Origin of the sequence: Psychrobacter sp. Arc9 (assembly GCF_041431295.1) — a bacterium.
Classification (GTDB): domain Bacteria; phylum Pseudomonadota; class Gammaproteobacteria; order Pseudomonadales; family Moraxellaceae; genus Psychrobacter.
In genome coordinates, this window is sequence record NZ_JASMRK010000009.1 from 39382 (window position 1) to 54358 (window position 14977).

The 14977-nt window shown below is 42.2% G+C and carries 17 protein-coding genes; 9 read left to right on the top strand and 8 right to left on the bottom strand.

Features of this window, described 5'->3' with window-relative positions; genetic code table 11:
- Positions 1 to 258 precede the first annotated feature (258 nt).
- On the top strand, positions 259 to 1917 hold the full coding sequence (gene rpoN / locus QO187_RS06790; protein WP_102094669.1) for an RNA polymerase factor sigma-54: 1659 nt from the start codon (positions 259 to 261) through the stop codon (positions 1915 to 1917).
- Positions 1918 to 2276: 359 nt separating this feature from the next.
- Entirely contained in the window at positions 2277 to 2657 is a 381-nt protein-coding gene (gene hpf, locus QO187_RS06795; protein WP_057758130.1) for a ribosome hibernation-promoting factor, HPF/YfiA family, read from the top strand.
- A 219-nt stretch (positions 2658 to 2876) separates the two neighbouring features.
- Here the strand turns inward: hpf and thiS are convergent, their stop codons facing one another.
- The 4 genes from thiS to QO187_RS06815 all read right to left on the bottom strand — a co-directional run bounded on the left by thiS (position 2877) and on the right by QO187_RS06815 (position 5156).
- Positions 2877 to 3077: a sulfur carrier protein ThiS gene (gene thiS / locus QO187_RS06800; RefSeq protein WP_102090834.1), complete on the bottom strand. Its 201-nt coding sequence runs from the start codon at positions 3075 to 3077 to the stop codon at positions 2877 to 2879.
- Positions 3078 to 3197: 120 nt separating this feature from the next.
- Positions 3198 to 3572 carry a DUF423 domain-containing protein gene (locus QO187_RS06805; RefSeq protein ID WP_102094670.1) on the bottom strand — a complete coding sequence of 125 codons (375 nt, stop codon included), beginning with the start codon at positions 3570 to 3572 and terminating at the stop codon, positions 3198 to 3200.
- 24 nt (positions 3573 to 3596) lie between these two features.
- Complete coding sequence (rpoH, locus tag QO187_RS06810) at positions 3597 to 4460, bottom strand: RNA polymerase sigma factor RpoH (protein WP_197099889.1); 864 nt, start codon at positions 4458 to 4460, stop codon at positions 3597 to 3599.
- 240 nt (positions 4461 to 4700) lie between these two features.
- Positions 4701 to 5156 (bottom strand): sulfurtransferase TusA family protein, encoded by a 456-nt coding sequence (locus QO187_RS06815; RefSeq protein ID WP_102094671.1) that lies wholly within the window; start codon positions 5154 to 5156, stop codon positions 4701 to 4703.
- A 427-nt stretch (positions 5157 to 5583) separates the two neighbouring features.
- Here QO187_RS06815 and QO187_RS06820 point away from each other — a divergent pair, with 427 nt between their 5' ends.
- Positions 5584 to 7266 carry a M48 family metalloprotease gene (locus QO187_RS06820; protein ID WP_228153241.1) on the top strand — a complete coding sequence of 561 codons (1683 nt, stop codon included), beginning with the start codon at positions 5584 to 5586 and terminating at the stop codon, positions 7264 to 7266.
- Positions 7267 to 7308: 42 nt separating this feature from the next.
- On the opposite strand, the gene QO187_RS06825 is transcribed toward QO187_RS06820, so the two are convergent.
- Both QO187_RS06825 and rpsU read right to left on the bottom strand, forming a co-directional pair.
- The gene (locus QO187_RS06825) at positions 7309 to 7758 is read right to left on the bottom strand and encodes a GatB/YqeY domain-containing protein (RefSeq protein WP_102094673.1); all 450 of its coding nucleotides are present in this window, start codon (positions 7756 to 7758) and stop codon (positions 7309 to 7311) included.
- A gap of 203 nt (positions 7759 to 7961) precedes the next feature.
- Entirely contained in the window at positions 7962 to 8177 is a 216-nt protein-coding gene (rpsU, locus tag QO187_RS06830) for a 30S ribosomal protein S21 (RefSeq protein WP_010195908.1), read from the bottom strand.
- A 638-nt stretch (positions 8178 to 8815) separates the two neighbouring features.
- On the opposite strand from rpsU, the gene QO187_RS06835 reads away from it, so the two are divergent.
- The 6 genes from QO187_RS06835 (at position 8816) to QO187_RS06860 (ending at position 12810) form a co-directional block, all read left to right on the top strand.
- On the top strand, positions 8816 to 9187 hold the full coding sequence (locus QO187_RS06835) for a hypothetical protein (RefSeq protein WP_102094674.1): 372 nt from the start codon (positions 8816 to 8818) through the stop codon (positions 9185 to 9187).
- Between the two features lie 125 nt (positions 9188 to 9312).
- Complete coding sequence (locus QO187_RS06840) at positions 9313 to 9849, top strand: cytochrome c5 family protein (RefSeq protein ID WP_102094675.1); 537 nt, start codon at positions 9313 to 9315, stop codon at positions 9847 to 9849.
- Between the two features lie 342 nt (positions 9850 to 10191).
- Positions 10192 to 11229 (top strand): tRNA (adenosine(37)-N6)-threonylcarbamoyltransferase complex transferase subunit TsaD, encoded by a 1038-nt coding sequence (gene tsaD, locus QO187_RS06845; RefSeq protein ID WP_102094676.1) that lies wholly within the window; start codon positions 10192 to 10194, stop codon positions 11227 to 11229.
- Between the two features lie 44 nt (positions 11230 to 11273).
- The gene (crcB, locus tag QO187_RS06850) at positions 11274 to 11645 is read left to right on the top strand and encodes a fluoride efflux transporter CrcB (protein ID WP_101205094.1); all 372 of its coding nucleotides are present in this window, start codon (positions 11274 to 11276) and stop codon (positions 11643 to 11645) included.
- 209 nt (positions 11646 to 11854) lie between these two features.
- Complete coding sequence (locus QO187_RS06855; protein ID WP_102094677.1) at positions 11855 to 12550, top strand: phospholipase D-like domain-containing protein; 696 nt, start codon at positions 11855 to 11857, stop codon at positions 12548 to 12550.
- A 14-nt stretch (positions 12551 to 12564) separates the two neighbouring features.
- Positions 12565 to 12810, top strand: a complete 246-nt coding sequence (locus QO187_RS06860) for a hypothetical protein (RefSeq protein ID WP_102094678.1) — start codon at positions 12565 to 12567, stop codon at positions 12808 to 12810.
- Positions 12811 to 12839: 29 nt separating this feature from the next.
- Here QO187_RS06860 and QO187_RS06865 read toward each other — a convergent pair whose 3' ends face one another.
- The gene (locus QO187_RS06865) at positions 12840 to 13592 is read right to left on the bottom strand and encodes a reverse transcriptase family protein (protein ID WP_102094679.1); all 753 of its coding nucleotides are present in this window, start codon (positions 13590 to 13592) and stop codon (positions 12840 to 12842) included.
- Between the two features lie 413 nt (positions 13593 to 14005).
- Positions 14006 to 14896 (bottom strand): LysR family transcriptional regulator, encoded by an 891-nt coding sequence (locus QO187_RS06870; protein ID WP_102094680.1) that lies wholly within the window; start codon positions 14894 to 14896, stop codon positions 14006 to 14008.
- Positions 14897 to 14977: the final 81 nt, after the last annotated feature.

Consider the following 14977-nt stretch of genomic DNA (forward strand, 5'->3'; position numbering starts at 1 on the left):
TTGGTCATTTGCCGTAATTTATTTATTATAATATTTTCGCGGTAATGAACAGACTGCTCGTATTTATGGATTGCTCATCCTTGTCAAGATGGTAGTCTACTAGCGATAGCAAACCAAACGTATCCGGACAAAACATAAATTATCATAGCAAAATTGTGGCAAAAAATGCTATCGTCATGTCCTGATAAGATTTATGTCGTTACCTTTACTGACAGAATAAACACAATATCACTAAGATCGGAGTGCAATAAGCCGCCCATGAGTATGTCGTTCGGATTGGCGACCACGCTGAGCAACTCACAAAAGCTAACACCGCAAATGCAGCAAGCCATAAAATTGCTGCAGCTCTCTAGTCTTGAGCTCGCACAAGAGGTTCAGGCAAAGCTAGATAGTAATCCATTACTTGAACGTATCGAAAACGATGACGAATACGACAGTGGTGACGATGAAATAGAGGAGTGGAGCGAGCCGTTGACGCTTGATAGCTGGAATCAAAGTAGCAGTGACTCATTTGACTCAGTACCTACTACCAGTACAGAGTACAGCGGCGATAGTAGCGATAGCTTCAGTGATAGTTTGGATAAGTTACAACAGCCTAATATCGATGATAGTGCAATAGATGTAGATAGCTATAGCAGTTCTGATGCCGATAGCTTTGATATAGGTAGCTTTGACACGGGTAACTATGCCTCCACCGCCACGGGCTCTGGCAATAGTAGGGGTGATGAAGATTTTGATAGTTACCAAGGCGGTACTTCGTCCACCATTCAAGATCATGTGCGCTGGCAGCTGAACTTTAAGCGTCTATCAGAGGCCGATACGCTGATTGCAGAGTATTTAATAGACTCCATGGATGACATGGGCTTTATTCGAATTGATATAGATGAGCTGCTACAGAGCTTTGATACGATGGCAAGTTTCTATCAATGGGATGAGCGCGTTGAAAAAGAAGAAGTCTTGACGGTATTACGTATTATCCAGTCCTGTGATCCAGTTGGCGTAGGGGCGCGTCATTTAAGCGAGTGCTTATCGATTCAGCTATCTAAGCTAGATGCCCGCACCGAATACCTACAAGAAGCCCAAGCGCTGCTATCAGCGAGCGAGCATTTAGTCAGTAATAATATTAAAGCACTGACTGAACGCACAGGGCTTGTACCAGAATACATCACACCTGCACTTACGCTACTACGTACCTTGAACGCTTCGCCAGGGCTGCTGTTTCAGTCTAGCCAGCCTGACTATGCTCAGCCGCCTGAGAGCTATGATATTCCAGATGTGTTGGTCACACCTATTAGAAACAATAAGGCGACAAGTAACTCTGAAGCAGAAGAAGATGGTTGGTATGTACGCCTCAATCCAGACACCCTACCAAAGCTACGCGTAAACCAAGAATATGCCAATCTAGTCAAGCGCGGCGATGACAGCCCTGACAATCAATATCTGCGCGAAAACCTCACCGATGCTCGACTGTTTATTCGTAGTATCGAAGAGCGCAATCAAAACTTACTCAAAGTAGCGACTAGCATTGTACGCTATCAACAAGAGTTCCTGCAGCATGGTGCAACCGCCATGCAACCCCTAATATTAAAGGCAATTGCTGAAGAAGTTGACTTGCATGAGTCGACAGTCTCACGCCTTACCACCAGTAAAACCATCTTGACGCCGCAAGGATTGTTTTCTTTGAAACACTTTTTCTCCTCTCACGTAAGTAGTGCTGATGGAGATATCTCATCGACCGCTATCAGTGCCATGATCAAAAAGCTCATCGCTGACGAAGACCCCAAAAAGCCATTATCAGACAGTCGTATCAAAGATGAGCTGTTAGCAGATGGTATCGATATAGCCAGAAGAACCGTCGCCAAATATCGTGAAGCAATGAATATTGGCTCGTCTACTCAGCGCAAACAGAAATATTAATTATCTAAGATCATCTTTCTACAAGGTTAATGGCTACCTGTCTGTATAGTGTAAACCAGATATAAAAAATAAAATTTTTTGATTATATAGAAACCAAGTAGAAATAATAGGTATTGTTACACTTAATTACAATTTAACAGCTTGCTACTGAGCGATTTTCATGACAAATTAGAGTCATACCAACAACGAACACCAAACGCCGATTTATAGTATTTATTTACAACTAATAAAGGAGACGATAAAAGGATACGTCGACACATTACTAGAGGCGTTGGGATAGTTAGTGGTAAGGCAGGATGACAAGAGCAAGAATGCTATCTCATCTGTTGATTGTAAGTTACAAATAAAAGGACAACAATATGAATGTTTCTATCAGTGGTCATCATATCAGCGTTACAGAAGCTATGGACACAGCAGTACGCGAGAAGCTTGAAAAAGTAGAGCGTCACTTCGATCAGATACAAAGTATTCAAGTGATTTTATCGTTAGACAATAGCGGTGCTAGCGACGGCGGTAAAAAGAGCCATAAAGCTGAAGCAATTATGCGTGTCTCGGGTCAAGAAATGTTTGTCCAAGCGTATGAAGATGATATGTATAAAGCCATTAACGAGATGGCAGACAAGCTAGATAGACAAGTACGTAAATATAAAACCCGTCAAGAGCGCAAAAAGACTCAGGGTGCAGGACGCGATAGTCGCTATCAGGATCTAACCCCTGCAGAAGCAGTACCAGCAGCATAGTTCGAGTCTAAACTTTGAACATTATCGTTACAATCTAGTGAAAGTAGACTAAGAGAATAAAAAATTTATAAGTAGCTACTGCATTAGTTTGTAATTGACGTAAAAAAAGACCTTAACGTGTAATACGTTTAGGTCTTTTTTATCATTAGTAAACTTAGTTAGTAAACTTAGAACGAAAATGAACTAGCTGTCAGCTCAAGCTTATCCGTCTAAACATTATTAACCACCGCCGACGGCTTGTACTACTTCTATATTCATACCTTCTACAATACGTAGTTGAGCAAGCTCGCTTTTTGGCATCAGATCGCCGTCGACTTCTACAGCGTAACGACCCTGACTAAGACCAAGCTCATTGATAACCAGTTGTACAGTCTGATGAGTGGTTTGCAAGCTTTTACCATTGACAGTAATGGTGCTCATATTAAATACTCCCTACTAAATTAAAATTCCTGTTCATTCGCTACGTATCTTTTGCTTTATTACTGATAGTTCGTTGCAGCTGATGCAAAGAGCTAAAAACCACAATGACTATTGAACAGCTCAGTTAACTGAGTCCTTCAATCGAAAAGCGGAAACGGCCAACCATAGCCAACCTGCAATCATAAGAACGCCGCCAATAGGCGTAATCGCACCGAACCAACGCGGTGCACCAAGCGTCATTGCATATAAGCTACCAGCAAAAATGACAATGCCAATTTGTAGTAACCAGGCGGTTGTCTGAGTAATATATTTCAAACGAATCAGTAAGCCAACAAGCAATAATCCTAGCGCATGTACGAACAAATACAGCGTTGCCGTATGCCACCATTCAATCTGCTGCATGCTGACACGGCCTTCTAAACCATGCGCACCAAACGCGCCCAGAGCAACAGCAATAGCCATATTAATTGCTGCAATACCGATCCAATTTAACATTGAACAACTCGTATCATCTTAAGGCTACTGAATATCATCTGGCAAAATCACACTATCAATAGTCATCGCATCACGAATCTTGTCCATGGCATTTTTCTCAATCTGACGGACTCGCTCAGCTGAGATAGAGTAAACCGCAGCTAACTCATGCAAGGTGGATTTTTGCTCAGATAACCAACGCTGCTCGACGATATCGCGTGAACGATCATCTAAAGTGCCCATAGCCGCAATGAGTGCTGATGAGTTGTTTTCTTCCCAATCCGCTTCCTCTAACTGCTCAGCTGGATCAATCCCATCTTCCAAAAATAGCTGAGGGGCATAGCGGCCATCATCATCGTCGCTTGACTGCGCCTCAAACGAAGCATCATAAGAAGTCAGACGTGATTCCATCTCTAACACTTGCTTGCGCGTAACATTCAAGTCATTAGCAATAGCGTCCGCTTCTTCTAGTGTCAGCTGATTATTGGTCTTCTTAAGGCTACGCAAGTTAAAGAACAGTTTACGATGAGCCTTGGTAGTCGCAACTTTCACAATACGCCAGTTGCGAATCACAAACTCATGAATTTCAGCTTTAATCCAATGTACGGCAAAGGATACTAGACGTACGCCTTTATTCGGGTCAAAACGTTTGACGGCTTTCATCAATCCTAAGTTACCTTCTTGGATTAAATCTGCTTGCGGCAATCCATAGCCCGAGTAACTACGTGCGATATGAATCACAAAACGTAAATGCGACATCACCAGTAGACGAGCGGCTTCAACATCACCTTCATCATAATAGCGATGCGCCAACTCTTGCTCTTGTACCGGCGTCAAAATAGGAATTTGATGGACAGTATTGATATACGCACCCAAGTTGACCCCTGGCGCTGACAAGTGAGTTGGCATAGCTGGTACTAAATCGCGCGTACTGGTATTGCCCAATGTACTCGCGTCATAAGGTGGTCGCTGAGCAGCGGCCTTTAATGCAGCATCGCGTGCATCATTTTTTGTAGGAGCTGAGCCATCTTTTTTATTTGTATTTACAGCATCAGTAGAAGTATTAGCCATATTCTTGACCTTGGTTAAATAGTTAAGCAAATAGTCAGATAAAAATCTTTATGATTTAATTGTAAAGGATAGCAGCGCTTAGTTGCTATCAGTTTTGGTAATGATGAAGTGATATATTGTAGCGAAACGCTGTAATGATGTGCCATCAACTGACGAGTGGTCAGTAACTTCATTGACCACTAGCTTTAAATAATCTGCCGACTGTGATTGCTGACTTTGTCGACAGAACGCTGTGATATCAGCTTGCGAGTTAGGGTCAGTTGCAACCACATACAGTGATTCGCCAACTGTTACGTCACGTAATGCGACCTTAGTTTTTAACAATGGCATCGGGCATGCAAGACCGCGTCCATCAACGAAACCTTTTATATTTAGTTCAGATTGCGCTGTAGCTACATTATCTGAGTTATGACTTTCAATCGGTAGCAGCTCTAGTAAACCCGCAATATCGTTCTGCTGTGCAGCAGTTAAATTCGCTGATAACTGTATAGAATGCGATACACGTTCGATAACTAATTTACTAGCAGCGGGCATAACTTAAACCTTGTAGATATCTATATTTTAATTTGTTTTATTAGCAATAGGCTCTGATACTGAGTACGAACATAATCTATCAATCATAACTTAGGAGGTCGGTATCACAGTCATCTAAACCTACTATCATTGTTGCTTATTATACCAAATAGATAATGTATAGTTGCAGTTGAATATAATCAACGCTGTGTTCGGTTCACTAGAATCATATAACCAAGAGTTGCACGATTAGCAATTGGCCTATTAGTAGTTATACGATTGAGACTTACTGCATAAATAATGGCCCAATGAATAATTACACAGCCATGTTGCGCAATCGTGACGGGTGGCTAAGTTATTGGTAGTTAAGTTCATTGTAGAATTGACCTTGTATAAACAAGCTCGTATAGTCGAAAAGACGTCGTTAACCATCTTATAGGATATGCACTTGTACCACGCTCATAGAACGAAGCGACCTAACAGCAACAGCTCTTTAGTAGCCAAAAAATCTGTAGGCTTGCCACTTATGCTGTCTAAGCAAAAAGGTAAACGTCATTTCATGAGTTTAGCTTTGCCAAATAGTATCAAGGTAGGACTATCAATGATGCTGCTAGCCATGGCCAGCGGTGCATATAGTCGTGAGAGCCAAATGCTGCCATTGGCTGATAGCTCGTGGCAAGTCACAGATCCGCAAACACTAGAGCTACCAAATCTGCGCGGGCAAGGCTTGAGCTTTGCTGAGCAATATCAGAATAAAATGCTTGGCGAATGGTCATTACAGAATATCAATGGCCGCGTCAGAATGGAGCATGATCCTTGGGTACAAGAAACGATAAAAGACATGACATGGCGTCTCAATGCCCAAGCTCGTCAGCAAGCACCGCTTGGCGTTGTTATCATTGATAATCCTAGTATTAATGCCTTTGCAGCGCCTGGTGGCGTAATCGGTATCAATACTGGGACGATACTGTCAGCTAGTAGCATGGATGAGCTGGCAAGCGTTGTCGCGCATGAAGTTGCGCATATCAGTCAACGGCATTACGAAAGCGGCGCTGACGAACGTAAAAAAGCCTTGCTGATGCAGCTAGGCGGTATGCTAGCTGCGATTGCTGCCTCAGCTGTCGATGGTGATGCCGCTGCGGCTGTGATGATGGGCAGTCAGACAGCCTCTATGAATAGCAGCATGGCGTTTAGCCGTAGTAACGAACGCGAGGCTGACCGAGTAGGGATGCAGATTATGACCCAAGCGGGTTATGATCCTCGGGCGATGCCACGGTTCTTTGCCACGATGAATCAACAGAGTCAGTTAAATCAAGTTGAGAATCAATTCTTACCGAGTTTTGTACGCTCACATCCTCTGAGTAACGAGAGGTTGAGCGAGTCACAAAGTCGCGCCCAGCAGCATCCAGCGCTCTCATTGAGCCAGCAGCAGCGCCATCAAGCATTGTTTGATTTACTGTATTGGCGTGTGCAAGTGACTGGTAAACACGCATCCGAAGTGACGTTGACAACGGCCGCCAAAAACAGTCTTGGGGCCAAACTTGCGCTAATGCATTGGTATGGAGAGCAGCAGCGTTTTACAGATGCCAACAAGGTATTGGCCGAGATAAATGCGTTATCAAGCACGCAGCGTCAAAATTTAGAACCTTTATTGTCGATTACCCACAGTCAGCTATTGAGTGAACAAGGTAAATGGCAACAAACCGTAGATGTATTGGAGAGCCAACAGCGCCTATATCCTGAGCGCCGTGATTTACGTCTTTATCTGGCCGAAGCGCTGACTAATAGTAATCAACCGATAAAAGCACAAGCGCTGTTGAAGCCACTAACAGAACAGCAGCCAAGCGACCGTTATGCATGGCAAAGCTTGCAACTCGCCAATGAAAAACTTGCTAAGACAACCACCTCACCACAGTTAGCCAATATCGCGACGATTAATGCATTGCGCTATCGCAGTTATGATCAGCTATGGAATGGACGCTATGAGAGTGCGCTGACCTCTTTGACGCAAGCCAAACAATTGACGGAAAATCTGCAAACCACAGATCAGGCCAATAGTGCGCGTCCGTTATTGGCCAATATTAATGCAGAACTCAAAGCAATAAAAACCGCCCAAGACTTTAAGCCTTAGACGGTTATTTGTACAGATTAGCCTGCCAATCAATAGCAAGTGCTAGCCTTGTAGCGCTTCTTTGACCATTTTAGAAATCAAAGCAGGATCAGCACGGCCAGCTGTTTTATTCTTCAACACACCCATGACGCTGCCCATATCGCGCATAGACGTCGCACCTTGCTCAGCGATTTCAGCATTTACCAATGCCATGATCTCGTCTTGATTCATTTGCTGCGGCATAAACTCGTTGATGATATCAATCTCAAACTGCTCTTTGGTGGCTAAGTCATCACGGCCATTTTCTGTAAAAATAGTTAGTGACTCTTGGCGCTGCTTTAGCTGTTTTTGCAAAACTTCTAATACTTGGGCATCATCAAGTTCTGTTTGACGGTCAATCTCGATTTGTTTCACTACTGACTGTACGTTGCGCAGTACTTTGACGCGCTCAAGCTCACGAGCTTTCATTGAAACTTTGATATTATCTGATAACGTCTGTTTAAGTTGGCTCACTGCTATTATCCTTATCGATCTGTTAAATGCTATTCGTTAGAGGTCGTTTGTTAAATTTTTAGAACAAAACCTGCTGATAGTGGTTTTAATAAAAAATTATGTCAGCAGTAATAACAAAAATTGTAGCATAAAAAACGCCACTGATATCGATTGATAACAGTGGCGTTAGTGTAGCGCTTGTACTTAGCTAATCAGATTACTGATTAGTACATACGAGTGGTACGAATAGTTTCGCGTTGTAACTTCTTCTTATAACGCTTTACGGCAGCAGCTTTTTTACGCTTACGTACTTGCGTTGGTTTTTCATAAAACTCACGCTTACGTACGTCTGATAATACACCAGCTTTTTCACAAGCACGTTTGAAACGACGGATAGCGATATCAACTGGTTCGTTTTCTTTAACCTTAACTGCAGGCATGAAGACTCCTCGATTAGGATGAGATATAAGGGCATTAGTTTGGCTGTGTATTAGTATTTAGCCGTAATATCTCAAGATTACAGGCATCAGCTCAAACTAGGACAATTCTCACGCATTAGCGTAAGGGCAGGTATTTTAATAAAAAATACCAACAAAGTCAATGATTTTAAGCGTTTATTGCCGATAAGGTATTCAATTAGATAGCTATTTGAATTTGGCTCTCAAACTATGAATTCGACATATATACAACGCTTTATCAATAAAAAATCCCTACCGTCTATAACGGTTTGATTGGAGTTTATGCTATGATAATTCCCATATTATAGGGTCTATTGAACATTCAAATATTAGGACTGCTGATGGCTAAAGTTACACCAAACTAGGCGAAAACCGACGATAATGTCGAGACCTTAGCTAGGTTTTCAACAACGGTTGGGGTAATTTTAGCATCAGCCTTTCAGGGCAGTACTCTTTTTTGTCAATATATGGCGAAATAGTTTGACCTAGAATGACTAGGCTTCAACAATTTTACTGCATTTTGTCTAAAAAATAGTGACTGCCAGCACCCCATTTGAAAGTTCAATAGACCCTAGTAAGCCTATGAACCGTTTTGTGTGTATTTTATTGAGGATGTTGGAATGAAAAAAACAGTATTTAACACGGCATTAAGCACCGCACTTATCGTAGCTTTAGGTGTGAGCGTGAGCGCTTGTAGTGGCGGCGAAGAGCATGAAGAAGTAATGGCAATCGATCGCGTTGACGAAGCTGCTGAACTTGCCATCAAAAATGCGCCACCAGCTGAAGAAATGGAATTCCCAGAGACAGCACTAATGCCAGCGGCTGATGCAGCGGGTACAGAAGCTGACGGTACAGCTACTGCTGAAGCAGGAACGGCTGACGCTGATACTGCAGAAGCAGCAGCTACCGATAATGCGGATACTACCGCTGCTCCTACTGACAGCGCTGATATGGCGGCTACTGACGATACAGCTGCAGCCATTGCTGAATAATTTAGTGGTTAATGGACTATTAACTCAATGGACTATTAAACAGTCGTTGGTCGTATATGTAAGTAATTTAAGCTGATATAACGTATCACTAATTGATTGCAGACTGACTAAGTAAGGGTAAAACCATGATTGATATACAACCGTATATGAACAAACTGAAATTGTCTGTAATCAGCATGAGCGTGGTATTTGCAGTGAGTGCTTGTAGCGGTGATAACACAGCTACGGAAGAGTCGACAGCAGCCAATGAACCAGCTACCGCTGTAGAAGAAACAGCTGTAGCAGAAACCGAAGGCACGATACCTGAGTCTGTGGTTGATCCAGAAACAGATACAGAGTCAAAAGTAGCAACAGAATCTGCTGACATAGTAGATGACGCAGTGGCAACACCTGAAACTGATTCTGAGCCTGAAATGTTGGCAGCAGATGCAGGTGCTAAACTGTATGAATCAAACTGTCAGGTTTGTCATGCTGCAGGTTTGCTCGATGCGCCAAAATATGGTGATACAGCGGCTTGGTCAGCTCGTCTAACCAAAGATAAAGAGACGCTATATATGCACTCGGCTAAAGGCTTTAATAAAATGCCAGCACAAGCGGTGAATGGTGTGACCGAAGCACAAGTTAAAGCAGCGGTTGATTATATGCTAGCGTCGGTAAGCTGATACGCTATATTAGAGTATGTCAGCTATTGAAATTTGCTAAACTGGCCGTCATTGTGACTGACAATGACGGTTTTTTTATGCACGTTTTTTGTCATGCCAGTCTGAGAATATACAGCTGTATCAAGCGAATTCGAGATAGTGTGTGGCTGACTGTATTATAGTCGGTGAACTACTAAACCGCTACGGCGTTACCCTCCTTAGATGTACTACTTGTACAATCTGCAGTCGGCTGCCTTGTACTCATTTTAGAGTTCTTTGACTATAGTTATCCAATTTCTCAAAATGATGTAAGATAAAAGTGCGATAAAAATAGCACGAAAACGAAAGTATAAAGGCAAAAGTATGAAAGTATTGGGCTTAGAGACTTCTTGTGATGAGACGGGGCTGGCGATTTTTGATAGTGAGCAAATAAATAGCGACAACCAAGGTTTGGTCGGGCAAGTACTGTACTCTCAGATTGAGCTGCATGCGCTCTATGGTGGCGTTGTGCCTGAGCTTGCCAGTCGCGATCATATTCGCAAGCTAGTGCCATTACTCAACGAGCTGCTAGAACAATGCGATATGAAGAAAAGCGAGATCGATGCGATTGCCTATACCAAGGGGCCTGGTCTTATTGGTGCATTGATGACAGGCGCACTATTTGGTCGTAGCTTAGCTTATGGTTTGGATATTCCAGCGATTGGTATTCATCATATGGAAGGGCATCTTTTGGCACCGCTTATGGGTGCAAACCCTCCGGCGTTTCCTTTTGTCTCGCTACTAGTATCTGGTGGGCACACGCTACTGATTGCTGCTCACGGTGTGGGACAGTATGAAATCTTGGGTGAGTCGATCGATGACGCGGCGGGTGAGTGCTTTGATAAAGCGGCTAAGATGCTAGGCTTACCTTATCCCGGTGGGCCTAATGTTGCCAAACTGGCAGAAGCTGGCAATCCTGATGCTTACGCACTGCCAAGACCGATGCTTCATCGAGGTTTGGACTTTTCATTCAGCGGTATGAAAACAGCGGTACATAACCTGATTAAAGACACTGCTGGCTCTGATAGTGATCCGCAAGTTCGCGCGGATATCGCCGCGAGCTTCCAGCATGCGGTGGTCGATACCTTAGTGAAAAAATGTGTCAAAGCACTCAAGCAAGTAGGTATGAGCCGTCTGGTTATTGCAGGCGGCGTCAGTGCCAACACGCATCTGCGCGAGATGTTAGAGGCTGAACTGGCTAAGATCAATGCAACGGTTCATTATGCACCGCCTGCGCTATGTACGGATAATGGCGCGATGATTGCTTATGCAGGTTTTGAGCGCTTGCAAGCAGGACAGTCTGATGATCTGGCCGTTAGCTGTATTCCGCGCTGGCCAATGACAGAATTACCAGCCGTATAATTGAGCCTTTTGTCCACCAAACCTATTTGAACTAAGGACAGTCTATGCAGTGGCTTGCTATTGGTCTGGGAGCAGCATTCGGTGCTTGTCTTCGAGCTTGGCTATCGCGTTTTAATGCCTTGCACGGTTGGGTGCCACTCGGTACTTTGAGCGCAAACATCCTTGGCGGACTATTAATTGGGCTTGCGCTAGTATGGTTTGAGCGCATGGGTAGCAACTTATCTGATCATGTGCGTGTCTTTGTGATTACTGGCTTTTTGGGCGGGTTAACTACCTTTAGTACGTTTAGTGCAGAGGTATTTGGCTTTATTCATGACGGGCGGCTGCTGGCAGGCTTAGCGCTCATCGGCTTGCATGTTGGACTGACATTATTAGCAACCGCGCTTGGCTTTTATTTCTTTAAGTGCGTACTTTGAGCTTGTATCGATATCACCTGCTTAATGAGTGGTCTGATTTAAGTGGTTACCGAAATACAGTCTGTTTTAAATGGTCTGTTAATGAGTCTAGAGGGCATAATGACTGGTTCCGCTGGGGTATGATTGGGTAAACCAGATGCTACGTCATTAAGGCAAGGTAAATCTAATAGCATCCATAACAAATTTAAGACGATTGTAGAGGTTTTTAGGTGGCTGATAAAAGTAGTTACAATGAAATAGATCTTGAAAATATCGCCAATTTCAATGAACTAATAGGAACAAATCACTCTTTTAAAGACGGTGATGTTTCAGTCTATTTTAGAGGGTTAAAAGATAGGTTAATATCTGAGATTAACAATTCAGAGATGGTTCTTGGCGCAGTAGCATGGCTCACGGATTATGATTTATTAGAAGCTATGTCTAAAAAACCTTGTCAAATAGTACTGCAAAAAGAGGATTTTTTACGACCAGATATGGAAGTAATATTAAGCCGTAGTTCGAAATTAAAGTTAAGAGAAGCCTATAATAATCTTTCATTCGAATATACATCTGTAAGCTTTTCTAATAAAATCTTTGAATTATCCTATGATGAGATTTTTGATATTGAACCTGTAAGGTGTTTTGGTCTTCTTACTGAAAAAATGAAACATTGCTCTCCGAAAATGCATAATAAATTCTTAATATTTTGCGAATTTGATACTAATACAAATAAAATAAAGCCTAAAAAAGTTTGGAGTGGATCAGCGAATTTAACAGAAATGTCAATGTACTCTTTAGAAAATGCTATTTTAATAGATAATGAAACCATAGCATTACAGTATCTTAAGGAGTATGAATATATTTATTATTTATCAGAAAGTTTAAACTGGGACTCCACTTGGGTTTCTCCATTTAATAATAAGTAATTCAAGGATTAGTTATGAAAAATAGACCACTTATAACTGAGCAAAAAACGGTTAAAAAAGAAGATAGACCACTTAGAAATATATATAGTATTGAAGCACTAAGAAAGAAAATCGGGTGTGCCTCATACGATGACCTAAAGCCGTTGGGCTATGACGTTGACGGTTATTTTTCTCGAAAGGAAGAAGAGAGGCTAAGAGCAATTACAGATCCATATGTACCAACAGACTACGATAGTAATGGGTGTTACTGGGGGACGTAACAAAGAATTGGGACTAGATGGTGGATTGTCTATTTAGTGCCAGACGTGTTTGGCAGCTTGCAACTTGCCCACTCTGCTAATCCACTAGCCTGTGCTTCGTTTCCTTGATGCCTTGCTGCTCTAAGTCTTTTTAACGTTTTACGAGTTGGGTGTACATTATAATATGATACACCTACACCTGTAATAACAGCGCGACCATTATTTTTATCTTGCAGCCTGATTTTATTGGTATTAAGTTTAAAATTGAAGTAGTTGCATATTTTAATAACCTCGCTGATTATAAAATGAACTTTTTCTTTTTCATCAAAGCTAAAAGTTAAGTCATCTGCATATCGGCTGTAAATAATATTACTATCGAAAGATCTCAGGTTTTCAACAATCATGCGATCCAGTTCTATTACTGCAATGTTAGCGGCATAGGGACTTGTAGGGTAGCCTTGAGGTAGCCTACTCTTAATTAGAATAAAATATAAAATATCTTCTGAAATATATTTTTCTAGATGCTTTGAGGTAATATTATCAAAGAAGTCTTTGATATCTAAACTTAAGATATAGCGGTTTTTAAGGTGACAAGAAGCATTCGTGACACAGTTTCTACCCTTAAAAAAAGCATGATCACAGTCATAAATATGTTTTTTTTCATATATATATGCGAGAGGTTTTAATAAAGTATTAAGATGTCTTTTAAAAGATTCATCAGGAATATATATGTCTCTGAACTTACCATTTTTTTTAGATAACTTTATTTTTCGATAAGTATAAACCTTTTCTTTTTTAGCCAAAATTTACACCTCAAATTTCATACCACCGAAATAATGTAAAACCCTATCGAAGTTACGTATCTCCAATCTGCCGCAGGTAGATTAGAGTTTTTCCAAGTACCTGCATGATCCAAGTTTTAAGCGGACGAAACGTCTACGCCAAGATCATGCCATAGCTAACTATGATAGGGCAAATAAGATGCTACTTCATTTCAATGCAAATGTAAATTAGAGTCTTTATTGGATTGACGACAGCAAAAAATATCCTGGTTAATTAGCGGTGAATTGACCCGATAATTAAGCGCATTCAGATGGACATTAATTCAACCTAAAATCCCACATGCATTGAAGTTAATTGGCTACTTCCAAATTTTCAAGCACTCACTAGGGAACCATGCTTTGTTCGTACAACGAGTGTTATGACAAATAAAGCTCTAAACCGGCTTCACAATCCCTTCTAACAAACTCGCAAAACCCTGCATATAAGCAATGTCTTGACTAGAAGTACGCGTCGCCGCATACAACTGACAATGTACGCCATCACCTAATGGTCGCGAGACGACCCAGCCTTTTTTCTCATATTCAGCAACCACCCAATCAGGCAATGCTGCTACGCCGCGTTCACTGGCGACCAACTGAATTAGCATCGCGGTCAGCTCTGTCGTACGAACACTTTCAAAGCTTACTTGTGCTGGCGTCATAAAATTGGCAATGATGTCGAGACGCTTGGCCTCTACGGGATAGGCAATCAATGTCTCGTTAATCAAATCATTGGGGTCAATAAATTTTTGAGTAGCTAAATCATGTGTTGGTGAAAGTACCAAACGACTCTCGTACTCAAACAATGGCTGATAGCTGATACCATCGAGCGGCAAATCGCTGGTCGTAATGAGTAGATCAATATCACCTTCCATTAGCAAATGGTGCGGCTCTGGCTCAAACCCTGTGGCAAAGTCGAGCTCGACATCCGACCACTCACGGCGATAGTGATTGAGTATCGGCATGAGCCAATCAAAGCAACTGTGACACTCTGATGCCAGTCGCAACCTGCCTGCTTGACCGTGTGCTAAGCGCTTGAGGTTGGATTTGGTGCGAGTCACTTGCGGTAAAATACTGTCTGCTAATGATAAAACCGCCTTGCCCGCTGGCGTAAAGCTAAGCGGACGAGTTCGGCGATTGACCAAGCTGATATCGTAATAGTTCTCAAGCTCTTTTAGCTGATGCGAAACGGCAGAGGCGGTGACATGTAGCTCGTCTGCTGCTGCCGCAAGTGAACCATGCGCACGCAGCGCGGTTAATGTATTAAGATGACGCAACTCAAGCATGATATTACCCAACCGCTATCGTGAGAAAAATTCATTATAATCAATATAGCGCTGACTTTCACTCACAGCCCATTATTAATG